This window comes from Nonomuraea antri (genome assembly GCF_013283785.1).
Taxonomy (GTDB): Bacteria; Actinomycetota; Actinomycetes; order Streptosporangiales; family Streptosporangiaceae; genus Nonomuraea; species Nonomuraea antri.
In genome coordinates, this window is sequence record NZ_JABCPZ010000009.1 from 57,048 (window position 1) to 75,862 (window position 18,815).

Below are 18,815 nucleotides of genomic sequence, written 5' to 3' on the forward strand. Positions count from 1 at the left end.
CGTACACCCTCCGCCGGCGTGCGATCCTTATCGGGATCATCCTTGCCGGACTACTATTCCCCGCGGGCGTGGCCCAGGCGGCCCCCGACCCAGCGAAGATCGACAAAGCGGTGCAGGCCCAGCTCGACCGCGACGACAAGGCCACGTTCTGGGTGCGCATGAAAGGCGTGGCCGACCTGAGCGCCGCCCGCCGGGCCGGCACCAAGCAGGCCAAGGCCAAGCAGGTCTACCAGGCCAAGACCGAGCGGGCCGAGACCTCGCAGCAGGGCCTGCGCAAGCTGCTCGACGCCCAGCACGCCGAGTACACCCCGTTCTGGATCGTCAACGCGGTCCGCGTGACCGCCGGGGCCAAGCTCGCCGCCGAGCTCGCCAAGCTGCCCGAGGTGGAGCGCATCGACCCGGTGTCCACCGTGGCGCTGCCCAAGCCGGTGCCAGGCACGGCCGAGGCCCGGGTGCAGGCGGTCGAGTGGAACATCGACCGGATCAACGCCCCGCGCGTGTGGGGCGAGCGCGGCGACCGCGGCGAGGGCATCGTCATCGCCCACATCGACTCCGGCGCCCAGTACGACCACCCCGCGCTGGCCGCGAGCTACCGGGGCAACAACGGCGACGGCACCTACAGCCACGACTACAACTGGTTCGACCCGGCGCGGATCTGCCCCGAGGCCGCCCCGTGCGACAACAACGGGCACGGCACGCACGTCATGGGCACCATGACCGGCGCCGACGGCATCGGCGTCGCGCCCGGCGCGAAGTGGATCGCGGCCAAGGGCTGCGAGGTCAGCACCTGCAGCGACGCCTCGCTGCTGGCCGCGGGCCAGTGGGTGCTCGCGCCGACGGACCTGAACGGCCGCAACCCGCGCCCCGACCTCGCCCCCGACATCGTGAACAACTCCTGGGGCGGCGACGGGTTCGACCCCTGGTACAAGCAGACCGTCGAGGCGTGGATCGCTGCCGGGATCTTCCCGGCGTTCGCCAACGGCAACGAGGGCCCGGCCTGCCTCACCAGCGGCTCGCCCGGCCAGTACGTGATCAGCTACAGCGCCGGCGGCTTCGGCGCGAACAACGCGCTGTACAGCGCGTCGAGCAAGGGCGCGGGCGAGGACGGCGAGATCAAGCCGAACATCGCCGCCCCCGCCGTGAACGTGCGCTCCTCGACCCCCGACGACGGCTACGGCGTCTCCACCGGCACCTCGATGGCCTCGCCACACGTGGCGGCCACGGTGGCGCTGATCTGGTCGGCCGCGCCCCGGCTGCAGGGGAACGTGGCGGCCACCCGCCCGCTGCTCGACACCACCGCGATCGACGTCGCCGACACCAGTTGCGGCGGCACCGCGGCCGACAACAACGTGTGGGGCGAGGGACGGCTGGACGCCTTCGCCGCCGTCCAGGCCGCGCCCGCCGAGCCGCTCGGCGACCTGCGCGGCACGGTCACCTCGGCGGGCACGCCGGTGGCCGGCGCGACGGTCAGCATGACCGGGCCGCTCAGCCGCACGGTCACCACCGGCCAGGACGGCACGTACAGCGTGCCGCGCCTGCTGCCCGGCGAGTACCACCTGACCGTGACCAGGTTCGGCCACCAGCCGGCCACCGCGGTCGCGCAGCTCACCGGCGGCCAGAGCACCACCACCGACGTGGCGCTCACCAGGCATCCCACCGGCGAGGTCACCGGCACGGTCGGCACGGCGGGCACGCCGGAGCCAGGCGCCACGATCGAGGCGGCCGGCACTCCGGTCAGCACGGTCACCGACGCGGCCGGCCGCTACCGGCTGACCCTGCCGCACGGCGACTACACGCTGAACGTCACGCCGTCGTCGCGGTGCGCGAGCCCGGGCACCGCCACGGTGAGCGTGACCGGCGACGTGACCAAGGACATCGAGCTGCCGCTGCGCGGCGACGCCTTCGGCTACACCTGCCGCAGCGCCGCCGAGCCGTACGTGGCCGGCGCCGAGAAACTGGCCCTGACGGGTGACGACGAGGCGCTCCAGGTCACGCTGCCGTTCCCGATGCCGTTCTACGGCAGCGGCCAGTCCAGGGCCTGGATCAGCACCAACGGGTTCCTCAGCTTCGCCACCGACGAGATCGTCACCGGCTCCAACACCAAGCTGCCCGCCACCGGGACCCCGAACCACGCGATCTACCCGTACTGGGACGACCTGGTCGTGGACACCGAGTCGGGCATCTACACCGCCGTGCTCGGCCAGGCGCCGAACCGCCGCTACGTGGTCGAGTGGCGCAACGTCACCTTCTACTCCGCCAAAGACCAGCGGCTGTCGTTCTCGGCGGTGCTCGGCGAGGACGGCTCGATCTCCTTCCGCTACAAGGACATCGAGAGCGAGCGCGACCAGGGCAGCAGCGCCACGATCGGCGTCGAGAACGCGGCCGGCACCGACGCGCTGATGTACTCCTACGACGAACCGGCGCTGTCGACCGGGCAGAGCCTGGCGATCACCCCCAGCAGGCACGGGCTGGTCGGCGGCGTCGTCACCGACGCCAACGACGGCAAGCCGCTGGCCGGCGCGAGCGTGAAGATCGGCGACCTGCCCGCGCTCACCACCGGACAGGACGGCGCGTTCTTCGGCCAGGTGCTGGCCGGCGACTACCAGGTGACGGTGGCCAAGGAGCACTACGGCACCTTCACCCAGGAGGCCACGATCACGCCCGGCACGCTGACCAGGATCGACACCGCGCTGGTCACCGGCCGGGTGAGCGCGTCGGCGGCCGAGCTGACCGTGGTGATGCCGGCCGAGTCCACCAGGACGCGCACGCTGGAGCTGACCAACCTGGGCTCGCCCACGCCGTACACGGTGACCACGGACCCGGCGCAGGGCTGGCTGGGCGTCACCCCGGCGGCCGGCGACCTGGCCAAGGGGCAGAAGGCCACGCTGCGGGTGAGCGTGTCCAGCGCCGGGATCGCGGCCGGCGGGCTGCGCTCGGGCAAGCTGATCGTCAAGTCGGCCAGCGGGCGGCAGCCGGTGATCGAGATCGCGGTGACCGTGGTGGTGCCCAAGCACCAGGTGGCCGTGGACGTCGGCGCCACGCGCGGCGTGACCGACGCCGCCGGTGACTCCTGGTCGCCGGACCGGCGCTACGTCCAGGGCGGGCACGGCTACGTGGCCAACCGCAGCCGCACCGCCGACACCAGCAGGACCATCGCCGGCACGCAGGACCAGGCGCTGTACCGCACGGCGCGCGAGGGCATGCTGGAGTACCGGTTCGACGGCGTCCCTGCCGGGACGTACACGGTCGAGCTGGACTTCGCCGACCTCAGGTCCACCCGGCCCGGCGCGCGCGTGTTCGACGTGCTGGTCGAGGGGCAACTGGCCATCCCGGCGCTGGACCTGGCGCTGGAGGCGGGCACGTACACGGCGGTGGCCAGGCAGTACACGGTGAAGGTCACCGACGGCCAGCTCAACGTGCGCTTCGCCACCCGGCAGGGCACGACGATCGTCAACGCGGTGCGCATCTCGGAGCGGCCGGACAAGGCACTGCCCTAGCGGGTGCGGCCCGCTCCTGAGGCGCCTCTCATGAGCGGGCCGCGCTGCGGCGGGTCACGCGGCGGCGCGGGCGGCTGGTCGGCGGGCAGGCGCACGGTGAACACCGCGCCCGCCCCCGGCCCGCCGTCGGCCGCGATCGTGCCGCCGTGCGCGTCCACCACCTCGCGGGCCAGCGCCAGGCCGAGCCCCACGCCAGACCCCGGATTGGACCCGTGACCGGGCCCGTAGCCTCGGTCGCCGCGGGCGAACCTGGTGAACAGGCGTTCCGCGTCGCGCGGGTCCAGGCCGGTCCCGTCGTCGCGGACACTGAGCAGGACCACGCCGGGCCCGGCCCGAAGCGTCACCAGCACGTGACCGCCCGCGGCGGTGTGCCGCAGCGCGTTGTCGACCAGCGCCGAGATCACCCGCCGCAACGCGGTCCGCACGCCGCGCACGACGTGCTCGCCCGGCCCTTCGCTGCGCACGTCCAGGCTGACGCCGCGATCCTCGGCGCGGGCGGTCTCGGCCGTCGCCACCTCCTCGGCCAGCGCGGCCAGGTCCACCGGGCCGAACAGCGCGCGCATCTGCGTGAGCTGGGCCGACAGCAGCAGGTCGGCCACCACCTCGCCCAGCTGCCCGGTGCCCGCCACCAGCAGGTCGACCTCGTCGAGCACCAGCACCGGGTCGGCGCCGCGGCGCAGCTTGCGCGCCACGAGCTGGGCGCGGGTGTGCAGCCGGGTCAGCGGGGTGCGCAGCTCGTGGCTGACGTCGGCGGTGAACCTGCGCTGGCGGGCCAGCGCCTCGCCGAGCGGCGCGATGGCGCTCCTGGCCAGGACCTGGCCGGCCAGCAGCGCGGCCACCAGCCCGGCGATCTCGGCCAGGGCGAGCGTGCGCAGCAGCCGGTCCTGCTCGGCCCGCTGGTGCCGCAGGTCGAGCACGGCCTGGACGGTCACCGGGCCGCGCCGCTGGGTGCGCACGAGGTACCGGCGCCCGCCGAGCTCGGCCTCGGAGACCCTGGTCCGGCCGTCGGCGGCGACCCGGTCCAGCTCCGCCCGGACCGGCAGCCCGGCCGGCGCGGCGGGTGAGGCGTCCACCGAGCCGCCCCACAGCTCGAACAGCCACATGCAGGGCGGCGGCTGGGCGACCTGCGCGCGGTCCGCGGCGGTGGCCAGGTCGCGCCGGGCCGCCGCGTCCTGGCCGTGCACGCCCATGCAGTAGATCATCACGCCGACCAGCGCGAGCACCACCGAGATCGCGGCCGCGACCTGCACCGTGAGCCGGCGGCGGGCGCGCACCAGCAGCCGCCGCTCCGGCGCGGGCGGCCGGGGCCGGCCGGTCACAGCTCGCCCAGGCGGTACCCCACACCCCGCACGGTGCACACGACGCGGGAGCCGAGCTTGTTGCGCAGATAGTAGACGTAGGTGTCGACGATCGACTCCTTCCGCGCGCCGGCGAAGACCCGCTGCCGCAGCGAGGTACGGGTGTGGACCTGCCGGGGCCGGGCGGCCAGCGCGCGCAGCAACCGGCACTCCTGACCCGACAACGTGACGTGCTCGCCGCTGGGCAGACGCACGGTGTGCGTCTCGGGGTCGAGCCAGCCGGCGCCCAGCGGCAGCAGCCTGGCCTGGTCGAGGTTCCTGCGGTGCAGCGCCCGCACCCTGGCCAGCAGCTCGTCGATCGCGAACGGCTTGACCAGGTAGTCTTCCGCGCCCGCGTCGAGCCCGGCGACCCGGTCGGCGACCGAGTCGAAGGCGGTCAGCACCAGCGCGGGCACGGTGACGGCCCGGTCGCGCAGCCGCCGCAGCACCTCGATGCCGTCGACCGCGGGCAGCCCGCGATCGACGATCATCGCATCGTATCCGCGGCTCAGCCCCAGGTGCAGGCCGCTGTGTCCGTCCAGCGCCAGATCGACGGTGTAACCCTGTTCGGTGAACAGATCGACCAGCAGGTGCCCCAGTTCGCGGTCGTCCTCGATGAGCAGCAGCCGACGGGAGAGTGGGTCGGCCGTACCCGATGTCCCAGCCACGAGACCACCGTGGCACTCCGGCTGCCGGATTTCCAGAACCACTCAGCCATCTGAACGTTCGTATGCCGGTGCCGGCCGGCCGTCGGGACCCGGTTCCCCGATCTGGTCGCGTTCGTAGCGGTCGGGCAGGGCCAGCTTGTACAGCGGCAGGGCGCCGGCCGTGGTGATCACCGCCACCAGCACCAGCATGGCGAACAGCTCCTGGGTGATCATGCCCTGGGCCAGGCCGATGTTGATGAAGATGAGGATCATCAGGCCGCGCGCGTTCATCAGCGCGCCCACCGCGTACGACTCCCGCGGCCCGAATCCGAGCCGGCGCATCGACAGCGCGCAGCCGAAGTACTTGCCGCAGAACCCGGCCAGCAGGATCAGCAGGAACGCCAGCGGCATGGCGCCGCCGGCGATGCCGCCGAGCTGGGTGTTCAGGCCGGAGAAGGTGAAGAAGACGGGCAGCAGCAGCGTCGAGACGACGTCCATCATGCGGCCGTGCAGCAGTTTCCTGAAGGCCGCGTCGCGGGGCATGGCCAGCCCGGCCACGAATCCGCCGAAGACCGCGTAGACGCCGATCCAGTCGGTGAGCCAGCCGGCGGTGAGCGGCACCAGGATGACGACGTACACGCCGCCGGGGCCGAGCCGTCCGGTGCGGGCCACGCTCCGGCCCAGCGGGCGCAGCAGCGGCCTGACCACGGTCAGCATCACCAGCGCGAACACCGCGGCCAGCACGATCGTGCGCAGCGCGCCCGCCGTGCCGGTGCCCAGGTGCATCGCGGTGAGCACGGCCAGCAGGCACCAGGCGAGCGCGTCGTCGATGGAGGCCGCGACCAGCGTGAGCCGGCCCACGCGGGTGTTCTCCAGGCCGCGCTCGTACAGGATCCTGGCCAGCATGGGGAAGGCGGTCAGCGACAGCGCGCCGCCGACGAACAGCGCGAACTCCAGCGGGCCGACGTCCGGCCGCGACAGCAGGCCCCACAGCAGCAGCCCGCAGCCGGCGCCGAGCAGCAGCGACGGCACGATCCCCGAGGCGGCCAGCACGCTCGCCCTGCGTATCTCGCCGGGCTCCTGGGCGCTGTGGTCGATGCCGGCGCCGACCAGGAACATGTACAGGGTCAGCCCGATCGTGCTCAGCACGTACAGGACCGGGCGCACGTCCGGCGGGAACAGCGCGGCCTGGGCCTGCGGGAACAGCCAGCCGAACAGGGTGGGGCCGAGCAGCACGCCGGCGACCATCTCGCCGAGCACGCGCGGCTGCATCACCAGTTGCGCCAGCCGGCCGCAGATCGCGGCGGTCACCAGGATGACGACCAGGGCGGGGAACACCTTCAGTATCAGCTCGAGATTCGGGTCGAGTGGCGCGACCATGACCGATGAGCGCATGCGTCAACTCCGTGTCTGGTGGAGGTCGCCGGCGAAGTGGCGTTCGCACGGCCGCTGCCTGCGCGCGTCCCACACCATGTATGTGCCGAGGACGAGCTGCACGAGGCTGCGCCACACGTCCTCCCAGCGGTCGCGCAGCCGCATGAGCGCCAGCGCGGCCCGGCCGGGCGGCCGCAGGCCGAGCGGGGTGAGCAGGCACGGGCCGCGGTTGGGCAGCGAGCGGGTGTGGGTGGCGGACGAGCGCAGCGTGTAGGCGGACAGGATCTCCCGCGTGGCGGCGCGCATGGCGATCGGCGCGAGCCGCCAGGCCGGGCAGGGCCGGTTGGCGGGCATGCCGTACGGGATGTGGTTGAGCTCCTTGATCCCGGCCCCGGCGAAGCGTTCCGGGTCGAAGCGGCCGGGGTCGGCGAACCCGGCGCGGTGGAAGGCCGGGTAGTCGAAGCAGAGCACGGAGCCGGCCGGGATGACCGTGTGCTCGTCGAGCGCGATGTCGCCGTTCGTGATGCGGTGGGCGACGCCGAACAGCGGGTAGAGCCGCAGCGTCTCGGCCATCACCAGGTCGAGGTGGCGCACGTCGCCGGCCCTGGCCCGCTCCTGCGCGCCGGGATGCTGGGCGAGCACCAGCAGCAGGTGCGCCATGGCCTCCGACAGCTGCACGACCGCGGTGTTGAAGAACGCGCCCTGCAGGTAGTACGCCTGCTCGCGCGGGCTCAGCCCGGCGGGCAGCGGGTGGCGCACGTCGGCCAGCCTGGTGAGCAGGTAGCGGGTGAGCCGCTCGCGCCGGTCCAGGTGGCGCAGGCCGCAGCACTTGAGCGAGGTGACGACGTCGTCGGCGTTGGCGACGATCAGGTCGCGCGCCTCGGGCGGGCACGGTTCGGCGAAGACCAGCTCGTAGGAGAACTGCGCCCAGACCGGCATCATCAGGTCGCGCAGCCGGACCGCGCCGCGCACGTCCCGCAGGTTCGCGGCCGCGCAGCGGCGGGCCAGGTCCTCGGCCTCGGCTTTGGGCAGCGCCAGCAGGGCGCGGGTGACGTGGGCGACCGCGTCGTAGCGCGGCCCCGGCTCCAGGTGTTCCTGGTGCATCTCGGGTCCTGGGGCCAGCCAGTACCAGAACAGGTCGGACAGGGCGGCGCCCTTGCTGCGGCCGGTGGCGGCGGGGTGGCCGTACAGCTCGCGGAAGCGCTCGACGCCGACCAGGTCGCCGGGGACGGAGATGCCCTCGTCCCCGTTGACGCCGTTGAAGACGCGGACCCGCAGGGCCACGATCCTGGCCGGCAACCACCACGGCAGGCTCAGCAGGACGGCGGCGCCCAGGGCCGCGAGCGTCAGCGTCAGCATGGCCGGCGCACCAGACCGGGGCCGAGCTCGCCGATGGCGGCGCAGCCGCACAGCAGCAGCGCGTCCTCGAACTGCTCGCGCAGCCGGGTGAGCACGTCGGTGACGCCGCGCTCGCCGGCCGCGGCCAGCCCCCACAGCACCGGGCGGCCGACCGCGACCGCGTCCGCGCCGAGCGCGAGCGCCTTGAGCACGTCGGTGCCGCGCCTGATCCCGCCGTCCATGAGGACCGGGACGGCGCCGCCGACCGCCGCCACGACGTCCGGCAGCAGGTCGACGGCCGCGGCGACGGTGTCGAGCTGCCGTCCGCCGTGGTTGGAGACGATGATCGCGGCGGCGCCGTGGTCGAGCGCCAGGCGCGCGTCGGCGGGGTGCGTGACGCCTTTGACGGCGACCGGCAGCGCGGTCATCTCCCTGAGCCGGTCCAGGTGCGCCCACGACAGCTCGGGGCTGAACACGAAGGGCCGGATCCTGTCGCCGTCGCGCAGGTTCTCGCAGCACAGGCCGGGTGGCAGGTCGCGGAAGCCGTTGCGCCTGTCGCGCGCGTGCGCGCCCAGCACCGGCGAGTCGACGGTGACGACCAGCGCCGTGCAGCCGGCCGCCTCGGCCCGCCGGACGATCCGCTCGGTGAAGGCCAGGTCGGGTTGCAGGTAGAGCTGGAACCACAGTTCGGCGCCCGGGGCGGCGGCGGCCACGTCCTCGACGGCGACCGTGGCCGCCATGCTGACGATCATGATCGTGCCGGCCGCGGCGGCAGCCCGCGCGGTGGCCCGCTCGCCCTCGGGGTCCGCCAGCCGGTGGAAGGCGGTGGGCGCCACCAGCACGGGCATCGACGCGCGGGCGCCGAGCAGCGTGACCTCGGTGCGTGCCACGGCGGCGCCGCGCAGGACGCGCGGCACCAGGGCGATCCGGTCGAAGGCGCGCTCGTTGGCGCGCAGCGTCAGCTCGTCGCCCGCGCCGCCGGCGAAGTAGTCGTAGTGCACCGGGTCGAGGCGTTCGCGGGCGGCGGCCTCGAGCTCGGCCAGGGTGTGCCAGTCGAGCGCGGTCAGGTCCATCACACGCCTGCCCGTGCGGTGCTGCGGGCGAAGAAGTCGCGCAGCGGCTCGAAGTGGATCTCGCGCGAGTTCCACTCGTTCTCCAGGTTCTCGGTGATGTGGTGAGCCTCGGGCGGCTGCCCGGGGCGGTGGTGCCTGACCACCGGGTGCAGGTAGTGGCCTTCGGCGGCGCGGGCGGCGTCGCTCTGCCTGATACGGCCGACCGTGAGGTCGAACGGGTCCACCTGGTCGTGGTCGGGGCCGTACTCCAGGGTGATCGTGTAGTGTCCGGCGTCGCCGATGGGCGGGCCCTGCAGGTCGACCGGCAGTTCCTCCAGGTAGCGGGCGCCGCCCCGGCCGTCGGGCACGATCACGTCGGCGAGCAGGCCGAACTGCTGCCACAGCGCCGAGGTGCGGTTGACCCGGCCGAGCACCGCCTCGGCCAGCGCGGCCGGGTCGGCGGGGAGCGGGGTGCCCGGCCAGGCGACGCCGTGGTCCCGCAGCTCCAGCAGGCGGTGCAGCGCGCGCACGCCGTAGCGGAAGCCGTGGATGAAGCCGCTGGTGCCGCGCTTGAAGTCGCGGGACTGGGTGATGGTGCCGGCGAAGTACAGCCCGGGGACGTTGACCGACTCGTAGCCCGGGGTGAGCGCCGGGAACCGGTCCTGGATCACCAGGTCCGGACGGCACTCCGGGGCGAAGATCGAGGCGTCGAACCTGAAGCCGGTGCAGACGATGACCCGGTCGTACGGGATGTCCTTGGTGACCTCGTCGGCGCGGACGAAGCTGACCGTCACCAGGTAGGTGCCGTCGGCCTGCCGGTCGATGCGCTTGACGTCGCCGTCGAGCAGCGCGTTCTGCGACTTGAGCTGGTAGGTGTCGAGCAGGCCGTTGTTGACCGCGCGCAGATGCCCCACGAAGTGGGTGCGCCAGGCCAGCTTCAGCGCGCGCGGCCCGGCCACGTGGATGACCGCGGCGGTCTCCAGCAGGTTGTCGGCCGTCTCGAAGGCCGAGTTGCCCTTGCCGATGATCAGCACCCGCTGCCCGGTGTAGCCGGCCGGGTCGGTGGAGGCGGCCGCGTAGGTGTCGGCCGTCTCGATGCCGGGGATGGCCGGCAGGTTGGGCCGGGTGACGCCGGTGGCCACGATCAGCCGTCCGGCGCGGTGGGTGTCCCCGTGGGAGTCGGTCACCTGGAACAGGCCCGTGCCGGGGTCGCGGCCGGCCCGGACGACGCGGGTGTCGTAGGTGACGCGCAGCCCGCAGGACGCGGCGAAGTCGGCCAGATAGGTGACCAGGTCGTCGGCGCCCGGGAAGTACCGGTCGCTGTAGCGGGTGAAGAGCAGGGCGGGGTCGTCCGAGAGCAGCGAGTTCCAGTCCATTCGCAGGTTGAGCTCGGGGTCGTCCCAGCCGGTGTGCTTCTTGTTGATGGAGATCAGCGTGCGGTGCCGCGGGAAGGTGCGGAAGAACGTGCCCGGGGTGGGGCCCGCCTCCAGGATCCGGTAGTCGCGCCCGGCGCGGTGCAGGAAGTAGCCGAGTTGCAGCCCCGCCGGGCCGGCGCCTATCACCAGGTAGTCCAGGGTGTTGTCCGGCACGGATGCCTCCGTCGCAACGAGGTGGTTGAAGGAACAACCTCATTGTCGGCAGGCGATTCTCAGAGAACTCTCAGAGCAGATCCAGCAACGCGCGCTTGTCCGGCTTGCCGCCTTCGGCGACCGGAACTGCGGGCACGACGGTGAACGTGCTGGGCACGCTGTCGTCGCCGAGTTCGTCCCGGACCAGCTCCGCCAGGGCCGCCCGGTCGGGGACGCGCCCGGCCGCCGGGACCACGAACGCGTGCACGGCCTCGCCGCGCCGCTCGTCCGGGGCCCCGGCCACGTAGGCCTCCTCGACGTCCGGGTGGCGGACCAGCGCCCGCTCGATCGGCCCGGCGTAGACGACCATGGCGTTGACCATGATCACGTCGCGGGAGCGGCCCGACAGGTGCAGGAAGCCCTGTTCGTCCAGGTGGCCCAGGTCGCGGGTGCGCAGCCAGCCGTCGCGCAGCGGGCTCTCCTCGTCGGCGCCCCAGTAGCCCGCCATCAGGTACGGGCTGCGCACGTGGATCTCGCCGGCGGCCCCGGTGGGCAGCGGTTCTCCTTCGTCGTCGCGGACGCTGAGCTCGACGCCGGGGTGCGGGCGGCCCACGCTGGCCAGGGCGCGTTCGGGGTCGCGTCGCAGGTCGGCGGGGGTGAGCATGGTGATCGAGCCCGCCTCGGTCTGGCCGTAGCCCTGGTAGACGACGGGGCCGAGCAGCTCGGTGGCCGCGGCCAGCCTGCTGGGGCTGATCGGCGAGCCCGACACCATAAGCGCGCGCAGGCTGCCCAGGTCGACGCCGGGGTCCTCGCGCAGCAGGTGCAACATCCGGTACAGGCGGGGGACGGTGATGATGGAGCCGGTGATGCGGTGGCGCTCGATCGCGTACGGGAACATCGGCCGGTCGTCGGTGCCCTCGTCGTCCGGGATGACCGCGGTGCCGCCGCCGAGCAGGCACGGCGCCAGGAACTCCAGCACCACCATGCTGGCCAGCGTGCCGAACAGCAGGTAGCGCTGGAAGGCGGCGGCGAACGCGGTGGCGGCCGGGCCCCAGCGGCGCGGCTGCCAGGCCCAGTGCGCGCCGAGCGCGGCGTAGGTGATCGCGCAGCCCTTGGGGCGGCCGGTGCTGCCGCTGGTGAAGTGCAGCGCGGCCACGTCGTCAGGCCGGGCGGTCACGACGGGGACGCCCGCACCGCCCGGCTCGGCCAGCAGGTCGACCGGCTCGGCGACCAGGTCGGCCGGGCCGGCGCAGGGGCCGAGGGACAGCAGCGGGATCGGGCCGGCGGCGCGGCGCAGTTCGGGCGTCGCCGTCTCCGGGTCGACGACGATCGCCGCGACCCCGGTGCCGAGCACGTGGGCGAGCTGCGCGGGCGGGTAGCCGGGCCGGATCCCGACGACGCGGCAGCCCACGACGTGCGCCGCCAGGTGCGCGGCGAACGCCTCCGGCGTGACCCGGGTGCGGATCGCCATCCCTTGCCCGGGGCCGAGCCCGGCCGCGCGCAGCGCCAGGGACAGCCGCCCGATCAGGTCGAGCAGTTCCCCCCGGGTGACGGTGCGCGGGCCGTGCTCGAAGGCCGGGCTGCCGGGAGCCTGGCCCAGCGCGTCGAGAACGGCTTGCGGGAAGAGCGGCTCGGGGTGACGACCCATGGTGGGCTCCTCTGGGCATTCGCGGTCGCTGGCGGTAGACATGTCGGCATACGCCGTCATTTTTCATCCCGATGCGAGCGTAGGCAGCCCAGATCGGAAGCAGATCGGAAGCGGATCGGAACGTCGGATCGGAACGTCGGGTCGTGCGAGGGGAGCACGAGATGCAGGTGATCGGCGCGGGGTTCGGCCGGACGGGCACCAGGTCGCTGCAGGCGGCGCTGGACCGGCTCGGCTTCGGCCCCTGCTACCACATGTCCGTGGTCATCGACCAGCCGTTCCGGGTCAGGCAGTGGCTCGACGTCGGCGAGGGCCGCACCCGCGACTGGGACACGCTGTTCGACGGGTTCAGGTCCGCGGTGGACTGGCCGGCCGCCGCCTACTGGCGGGAGCTGGCCGAGCACTACCCGGCGGCGAAGGTCGTGCTGACCGTGCGCGACCCGGAGCGCTGGTACGACAGCGTCAGCGCGACCATCTTCCGCAGCGCGCTGGCCGAGGGCCGTCCCGTGCCGCTGCGGCGGCGGATCATGCGCCGGCTGATCGCCCGCCGGGCGCCGGACTTCGCGCTGTACCCGCGCATGGCCAGGGCGACCGTCATCGACCGGGTCTTCGACGGCCGGGTCGGCGACCGGGAACACGTGCTGGAGGTCTACCGGCGGCACCTGGCCGAGGTGCGCGCCGCCGTACCGGCCGGGCGGCTGCTGGTCTTCGACGTCGCGCAGGGGTGGGAGCCGCTGTGCGACTTCCTCGGCGTCCCGGTGCCCGACGAGCCGTTCCCGCGCGTCAACGAGCGGGCGGCGTTCTGGGGGAAGCGGCCGCGCCGGCGGCTGCGCCTGATCGTGCTCGGCCGCTGACCCCGGCTTAGACCCCGCCGGCCAGGGAAGGAGCGCACGCACAGGGAGTCGATCGGTCGATGGGGGACGTCGTGGTCACGTCGCGGGGCGTCTTCAGGCGCAAACCGGTGGAGCAGATCGCCACCGAGCACGAAGGTGATCTGGCCAGGTCGCTCGGCCTGTGGCAGCTGACCGCCATCGGCGTCGGCGGCATCATCGGCGCCGGCATCTTCGCGCTGGCCGGCGCGGTCGCCAACCAGACGGCCGGGCCCGCGGTGCTGGTGTCGTTCCTCATCGCCGGGATCGCCAGCGCGGCCGCCGCCCTGTCGTACGCCGAGTTCGCCGGCATGATCCCGAAGGCCGGCTCCGCCTACACCTACGGCTACGCGGTGCTGGGCGAGATCGTCGGCTGGTTCATCGGCTGGGACCTGCTGCTGGAGTACACCGCGATCGTCGCGGTGGTGGCCATCGGCATCTCCGGCTACTTCGGCTTCCTGGTGCAGCAGCTCGGCCTGGAGCTGCCGGCCTGGATGCTCGGCGCGCCCGGCACCGGCGACGGGCACGTGGTGGACCTGTTCGCGGTGGTGTTGTGCCTGTTCATCGCGTTCCTGCTGAACCTGGGCATCCGCGCGGCGGCCCGTTTCGAGACGTTCGTGGTGGCGGTGAAGGTCGCCGTCGTGCTGCTGGTGATCGTGGTCGGCTTCTTCCACATCAGCACGGCCAACTACACGCCGTTCTTCCCGTACGGGATCGGCGGCGCGATCACCGGCGCGGCCACCGTGTTCTTCGCGGTCTTCGGCTACGACGCGATGAGCACGGCGGCCGAGGAGTCGCGCGACGCGCAGCGGCACATGCCCAAGGCGATCATCTACTCGCTGGCCATCTCCATGGTGCTGTACGTGCTGGCCACGCTGGTGCTCACCGGCATGCAGAACTACCGCGACATCGACCCGGAGAGCGGCTTCTCCTCGGCGTTCGCCGCCGTCGGGCTCTCCGGACTGGCCTCGGTGATCGCGGTGGGGGCGATCGTCGGCATCCTGACCGTGATGTTCACGTTCATGCTGGGCGTCACCCGCGTGTGGTTCTCGATGAGCCGCGACGGGCTGCTGCCGCAGTGGTTCGCCAAGCTGCACCCGGTGCGGCGGGTGCCCTCGCGCGTCACCTGGATCGTCGGCGCGGCCTCGGCGCTGATCGCCGGGTTCCTGCCCATCAGGGAGGCGGCCGAGCTGACCAACATCGGGATCCTGCTGGCGTTCGTGGTGGTGTGCGTGGCGGTGATCGTGCTGCGTTACCGGCAGCCGGATCTGCCGCGGGCCTTCCGCACCCCCGGCATGCCGGTGGTGCCGGGGATCGGCGTGGTCTTCTCGATCTGGCTGATCACCTTCCTCGACCCGGTCACGTGGCTGCGCTTCGCGGTCTGGTTCCTGCTCGGGCTGATCGTCTACTTCGCCTACAGCCGCCGGCATTCGGTGCTGGAGTGACGGGTCATCCGATCCCGCTGGTGTAGAAGTCCCAGAAGCGGTCCTCGTCCACCTCCAGCACGGTGCGGCCGTCGGAGTCGGTGACGAGGTCCGGGCGCAGGAAGACGGCCGCGGCGACGGCGTCCCAGACGAACATCCGATGCCCCGGGTCCTTGGCGAACGCCGGGCCCTGGAGCTGCTTGAACAGCCGCTTGACCGGGGTCTCCGGGCCCGCAGTCACCCGGCGGTAGCCGTCGGCGTCGAGGGTGAGGCGTTCGGTGGCCGCCAGCGGCACCACCAGCCGGCTCCTGAACGGCGCGGCGAAGACGTCCTTCGAGGCGGCCGGGTCGAACCAGCGGTTGAACTCGGCGCTCTCCTCGCCCGCGCCGAGGAAGACCACTTCCTTGACCAGCCCGGCCGTTTCCGGGTGCGCCTTGACCGCGCGGGCCAGGTTGGTGGCCGGGCCGAGCGCGAACACGGTCACCTCGCCCGGATGGCGTTTCACCTGCTCGGCGAGGAAGTCCGCGGCGCCGCCCGGCCGTGGCGCGGCCGTCGCGTACCCGCCGTGCGGCGGCGTGGGCAGCTCCCGGTGCGAGGCGGGGCGCGGCCGGTCGAGCGCGCCGTCGTAGTCGGCCCTGGGCGCGGGGACGTTCGTCTCGCCGGTCACCACCGGCACGTCGGCCCTGCCGATGAGTTCGAGCTGGCGCAGCGCGTAGGCGGTGCCCTCCTCAGGCCAGGTGTTGCCGCCCACCGTGGTGACGCCGAGCAGTTCCACGCCCGGCGCGGCGGCCAGCAGGAACAGGGCTTGCGCGTCGTCGTTCAGCTCGCCCATGTCGGCGTCGATGATGATCTTCCCGGTGCCCGGCGCGGCGTCGAGCGGCGTGCCCGAGCAGGCGGCCACCGCGCCCAGAGTGGCCAGAACGGTGACGAATGCCAGTACTTTCCTTTTCACGTCCCGTCTGTCGCGGCCGATGCCGCCACCGGTTCGTGAACCGATGAGACGACGGCATCCGACAGAGAGAACATGCAACCGATGGACCCGCTCCCATGAGCGAGCACGAGACCTGGGACGACGCCCGCCTGCTCGCGGCCGTCGCCGACGGGGACCGGCGCGCCCTGGAAATCCTCTACGCCAGGCACGCGCCCTGGCTGGTCATCCGGCTGACCCGGCGCTGCGCCGACCCCGCCCTGGTGGACGAGGCGGTGCAGGACACCTTCGTGGCGGTCTGGCGCACCGCGCGGGCCTGGCGCGGCAAGGGCGAGGTCGCCGCCTGGATCTGGGGCATCGGCGTGCGCCGCCTGCTCGACCAGCTGCGCCGCCGCCCGGCCGCGCAGCCCGCCGCGTACGAGGAGGTCATGGTCTCCGCCGAGGAGCAGGTGCTGCTCGGCATCGAGTACGGCGAGCTCGGCCAGGCGCTGAACCAGCTCTCCCCCGAACTGCGCGCCGTGGTGCAGGCGACCGTGCTGGACGGCCTGACCACGCGCGAGGCCGGACGGCTGCTCGGCATCCCGGCGGGAACGGTCAAGACCCGGATGATGCGCGCCCGCGCGCTGCTGAGGGAGGAACTGGCATGAGCGCCTGGCACCTGGACGAGGACCTGACCGCCCGCTACGCCGGCGGCGACCTGAACCCCACCCTGGCCGCGTCGGTCGAGGCCCACCTGCTGGCCTGCCACCCCTGCCGGACCCTGCTCGCCCCCCGGGTGCCGGGCGAGCGGCTGGACCGGGTGTGGGCGGAGATCGCCGACGTGGTGGACGCCCCCGTGCCCGGTCCGGTCGAGCGGCTGCTCGGCGCGGCCGGCGTGCCCGAGCACGTCGGCAGGCTGCTGGCCGCCGCCGCCTCGCTGCGGCTGCCGTGGATCGCCGCCAGCGCGGTCGCCCTGCTGTTCGCCGCGCTGGCCTCGGCCGAGACCACCCGGTGGGGGCTGCTGGTGTTCCTCACCCTGGCCCCGATCGTGCCGGTCGCCGGGGTCGCGATCGCCTACGGCCGCGACGGCGACCCGGCGCACGAGATCGGGCTGGCGGCGCCGTACTCGATGTTCCGGCTGATGCTGATGCGGGCCGCCGCCGTCGTGGCCGTATCGTCGGCGCTGGCGCTGGCGGCCGGGCTGCTGCTGCCCGGCGGCGCGTGGACGTCGGCCGCCTGGCTGCTGCCCGCGCTCGCCCTGACCTCGCTGACCCTGGCCCTGTCCAGCCGGTTCGACCCGCGCCTGTGCGGGGCGGCGGTGGCCGCGGCCTGGCTGGTGGTGATCGCCATGACGAACCTGCGCGGGCCGAACCTGGCGCTGTTCGACTCGGCCGGCCAGCTCGGGTACCTGGCCGTGGTGGCCGGGTCCGTCATCGTCATCGTCGTGCGGCGCAGGGAGTTCTCATGATCGAGGCGACCGGTCTGGTCAAGGCCTACGGCCGCGGCCGGGCCCTGGACGGGCTCACCTTCACCGCGGGCAAGGGCGTGACCGGCCTGCTCGGGCCGAACGGCGCGGGCAAGACCACGCTGATCCGCATCCTGGCCACCGTGCTGGCCCCGGACGGCGGCCAGCTCAGGCTGCTCGGCCGCTCCCCCGCCACCGACCGGGTGGAGATCCGGCGGCGGCTGGGCTACCTGCCGCAGGAGCCCGGCTTCCAGCGCGGGCTGACCGCGTTCGAGTTCGTCGACTACGTGGCGATACTGAAGGAGATGACCCGGCGCCGGGCCCGCCACGACGAGGTGCGCCGGGTCCTGGCCGAGGTGGGGCTGAGCGCCGTCGGCGGCAAGCGCGTCTCCGCGCTCTCCGGCGGCATGCGCCGCCGCCTCGGCCTGGCCCAGGCCCTGCTCGGCGAGCCCGACCTGATCCTGCTGGACGAGCCCACCGCCGGGCTCGACCCGGAGCAGCGGCTGCGCTTCCGCGAGCTGATCTCCCAGATCGCCGAGGAGCGGGCGGTGGTGCTGTCCACCCACCAGACCGAGGACGTGGCCGCGCTGTGCGGCCGGGTGGTCGTGCTCAAGGCGGGACGCCGCGTCTTCGAGGGCACCCCGGCGCAGCTGCGCGCGCTGGCCGACGGCCGGGTGTGGTTCTCCTCGGGGAAGGCGGGGGTGTTGTCGTGGCGGACGGGCGACGGCCTGTTCCGCAGCATCGGCCCGGCCCCCGAGGGCGGCCGCCCGGCCGAGCCGACCGTGGAGGACGGCTACCTGATGCTCCTCGACGACACCACCGGCGGCGAGAACCCACCGGGCCCGGCTTGAGCGCCGACCGGGGCGAGTTCCGGCCGCTTGGGCTCGATCCCGTCGCCCGAGGACCGGCCGTGGATGCGCCGGTTGATCCACGGGCCCAGGAACTCCCTGGCCCAGCGCAGGTCGTCGCGGCGGGCCGCCGTCCACACCGGCGGCTGCCTGGTCGGGTACGGCTCGCGCCAGTCCTCGGCCACCGGCACGCCCAGCACCTCGGCGGCGCGCAGCGCGACGCGGCGGTGGCCGTCCGGGCTGAGGTGGAGCCGGTCGGGGTTCCAGGCGCGCGCGTCGCGGAAGACGGGCATCGGCCACAGGTCCACCAGCAGCGCGTCGTAGCGGCGGGCGATGTCGTGGATGTGCAGGTTGTAGATCTCGATCTTGCTGTGCGCCAGCCGCATCACCGGCACGTGCCGCACGTCGAACCCGGTGAACAGCAGCACCCGGATCCCGGCCTCGGTCAGCGTCCTGACCCCCTGGTCCAGCCGCCTGGCCACGGCGGCGGGGCCGCTGCCCGGCCGCAGGATGTCGTTGCCCCCCGCGCACAGCGACACCAGGTCGGCCCCCAGTTCCACGGCTCTGGGCACCTGCTCGGCCACGATCTCGTCGATCAGCCGGCCGCGTACGGCGAGGTTGGCGTAACTCAGGCCCGGCTGCTCCGCTTCGATGTGCTCGGCGAGCCGGTCGGCCCATCCCCTGAAGCCGTGCGGGGCCGGGTCCTCGAGTCCTTCGGTGAAGCTGTCCCCTAGGGCGACAAACGAGGTGATTCGTCCCATGACCGGATAGTTTGCCAAGTCCGGATCACCCTACGCGACCGTAACAAATCCAGCGGGCACGCTCCGGCGAAGTAGAGGGGAAG

The 18,815-nt window shown here is 73.3% G+C and carries 15 protein-coding genes; 6 read left to right on the forward strand and 9 right to left on the reverse strand.

Features of this window, described 5'->3' with window-relative positions:
• The first annotated feature begins 68 nt into the window (after window positions 1–68).
• Window positions 69–3,497 (forward strand): S8 family serine peptidase, encoded by a 3,429-nt coding sequence (locus HII36_RS04885; RefSeq protein ID WP_328807592.1) that lies wholly within the window; start codon window positions 69–71, stop codon window positions 3,495–3,497.
• Here the strand turns inward: HII36_RS04885 and HII36_RS04890 are convergent.
• From HII36_RS04890 to HII36_RS04920, 7 genes are all read right to left on the reverse strand, one after another.
• Window positions 3,494–4,816, reverse strand: a complete 1,323-nt coding sequence (locus tag HII36_RS04890) for a sensor histidine kinase (RefSeq protein WP_173521825.1) — start codon at window positions 4,814–4,816, stop codon at window positions 3,494–3,496. The two genes, HII36_RS04885 and HII36_RS04890, sit on opposite strands and share 4 nt — an antisense overlap.
• Window positions 4,813–5,502 (reverse strand): response regulator transcription factor, encoded by a 690-nt coding sequence (locus HII36_RS04895; protein ID WP_217369182.1) that lies wholly within the window; start codon window positions 5,500–5,502, stop codon window positions 4,813–4,815. Before HII36_RS04895 ends, HII36_RS04890 begins: the two co-directional genes overlap by 4 nt.
• A 42-nt stretch (window positions 5,503–5,544) precedes the next feature.
• A complete protein-coding gene (locus HII36_RS04900; protein ID WP_173521826.1) occupies window positions 5,545–6,876 on the reverse strand; it encodes a cation:proton antiporter in 1,332 nt (443 codons plus the stop codon).
• 3 nt (window positions 6,877–6,879) lie between these two features.
• Window positions 6,880–8,214, reverse strand: a complete 1,335-nt coding sequence (locus HII36_RS04905) for a cytochrome P450 (protein WP_173521827.1) — start codon at window positions 8,212–8,214, stop codon at window positions 6,880–6,882.
• Window positions 8,208–9,266 (reverse strand): alpha-hydroxy acid oxidase, encoded by a 1,059-nt coding sequence (locus HII36_RS04910; RefSeq protein ID WP_173521866.1) that lies wholly within the window; start codon window positions 9,264–9,266, stop codon window positions 8,208–8,210. The genes HII36_RS04905 and HII36_RS04910 overlap by 7 nt, the downstream gene beginning before the upstream one ends.
• Window positions 9,266–10,834 (reverse strand): NAD(P)-binding domain-containing protein, encoded by a 1,569-nt coding sequence (locus tag HII36_RS04915; protein ID WP_173521828.1) that lies wholly within the window; start codon window positions 10,832–10,834, stop codon window positions 9,266–9,268. The genes HII36_RS04910 and HII36_RS04915 overlap by 1 nt, the downstream gene beginning before the upstream one ends.
• Before the next feature lie 70 nt (window positions 10,835–10,904).
• Window positions 10,905–12,461, reverse strand: a complete 1,557-nt coding sequence (locus HII36_RS04920; RefSeq protein WP_173521829.1) for a class I adenylate-forming enzyme family protein — start codon at window positions 12,459–12,461, stop codon at window positions 10,905–10,907.
• A 143-nt stretch (window positions 12,462–12,604) separates the two neighbouring features.
• Here HII36_RS04920 and HII36_RS04925 point away from each other — a divergent pair, with 143 nt between their 5' ends.
• A complete protein-coding gene (locus HII36_RS04925; RefSeq protein WP_328807593.1) occupies window positions 12,605–13,312 on the forward strand; it encodes a sulfotransferase family protein in 708 nt (235 codons plus the stop codon).
• Window positions 13,313–13,371: 59 nt separating this feature from the next.
• Entirely contained in the window at window positions 13,372–14,772 is a 1,401-nt protein-coding gene (locus HII36_RS04930) for an amino acid permease (protein ID WP_173521830.1), read from the forward strand.
• Window positions 14,773–14,776: 4 nt separating this feature from the next.
• Here HII36_RS04930 and HII36_RS04935 read toward each other — a convergent pair whose 3' ends face one another.
• The gene (locus HII36_RS04935; RefSeq protein ID WP_173521831.1) at window positions 14,777–15,703 is read right to left on the reverse strand and encodes a nucleoside hydrolase; all 927 of its coding nucleotides are present in this window, start codon (window positions 15,701–15,703) and stop codon (window positions 14,777–14,779) included.
• Between the two features lie 95 nt (window positions 15,704–15,798).
• On the opposite strand from HII36_RS04935, the gene HII36_RS04940 reads away from it, so the two are divergent.
• From HII36_RS04940 to HII36_RS04950, 3 genes are read left to right on the forward strand one after another with little or no spacing between them, the layout of a single operon-like run.
• Window positions 15,799–16,326, forward strand: a complete 528-nt coding sequence (locus HII36_RS04940; RefSeq protein ID WP_173521832.1) for an RNA polymerase sigma factor — start codon at window positions 15,799–15,801, stop codon at window positions 16,324–16,326.
• The gene (locus HII36_RS04945) at window positions 16,323–17,126 is read left to right on the forward strand and encodes a cupin domain-containing protein (RefSeq protein ID WP_173521833.1); all 804 of its coding nucleotides are present in this window, start codon (window positions 16,323–16,325) and stop codon (window positions 17,124–17,126) included. The genes HII36_RS04940 and HII36_RS04945 overlap by 4 nt, the downstream gene beginning before the upstream one ends.
• Entirely contained in the window at window positions 17,123–17,974 is an 852-nt protein-coding gene (locus HII36_RS04950; protein ID WP_173521834.1) for an ABC transporter ATP-binding protein, read from the forward strand. The genes HII36_RS04945 and HII36_RS04950 overlap by 4 nt, the downstream gene beginning before the upstream one ends.
• Here HII36_RS04950 and HII36_RS04955 read toward each other — a convergent pair.
• Entirely contained in the window at window positions 17,917–18,732 is an 816-nt protein-coding gene (locus HII36_RS04955; RefSeq protein WP_173521835.1) for an SGNH/GDSL hydrolase family protein, read from the reverse strand. The genes HII36_RS04950 and HII36_RS04955 overlap by 58 nt on opposite strands.
• Window positions 18,733–18,815 lie beyond the last annotated feature (83 nt).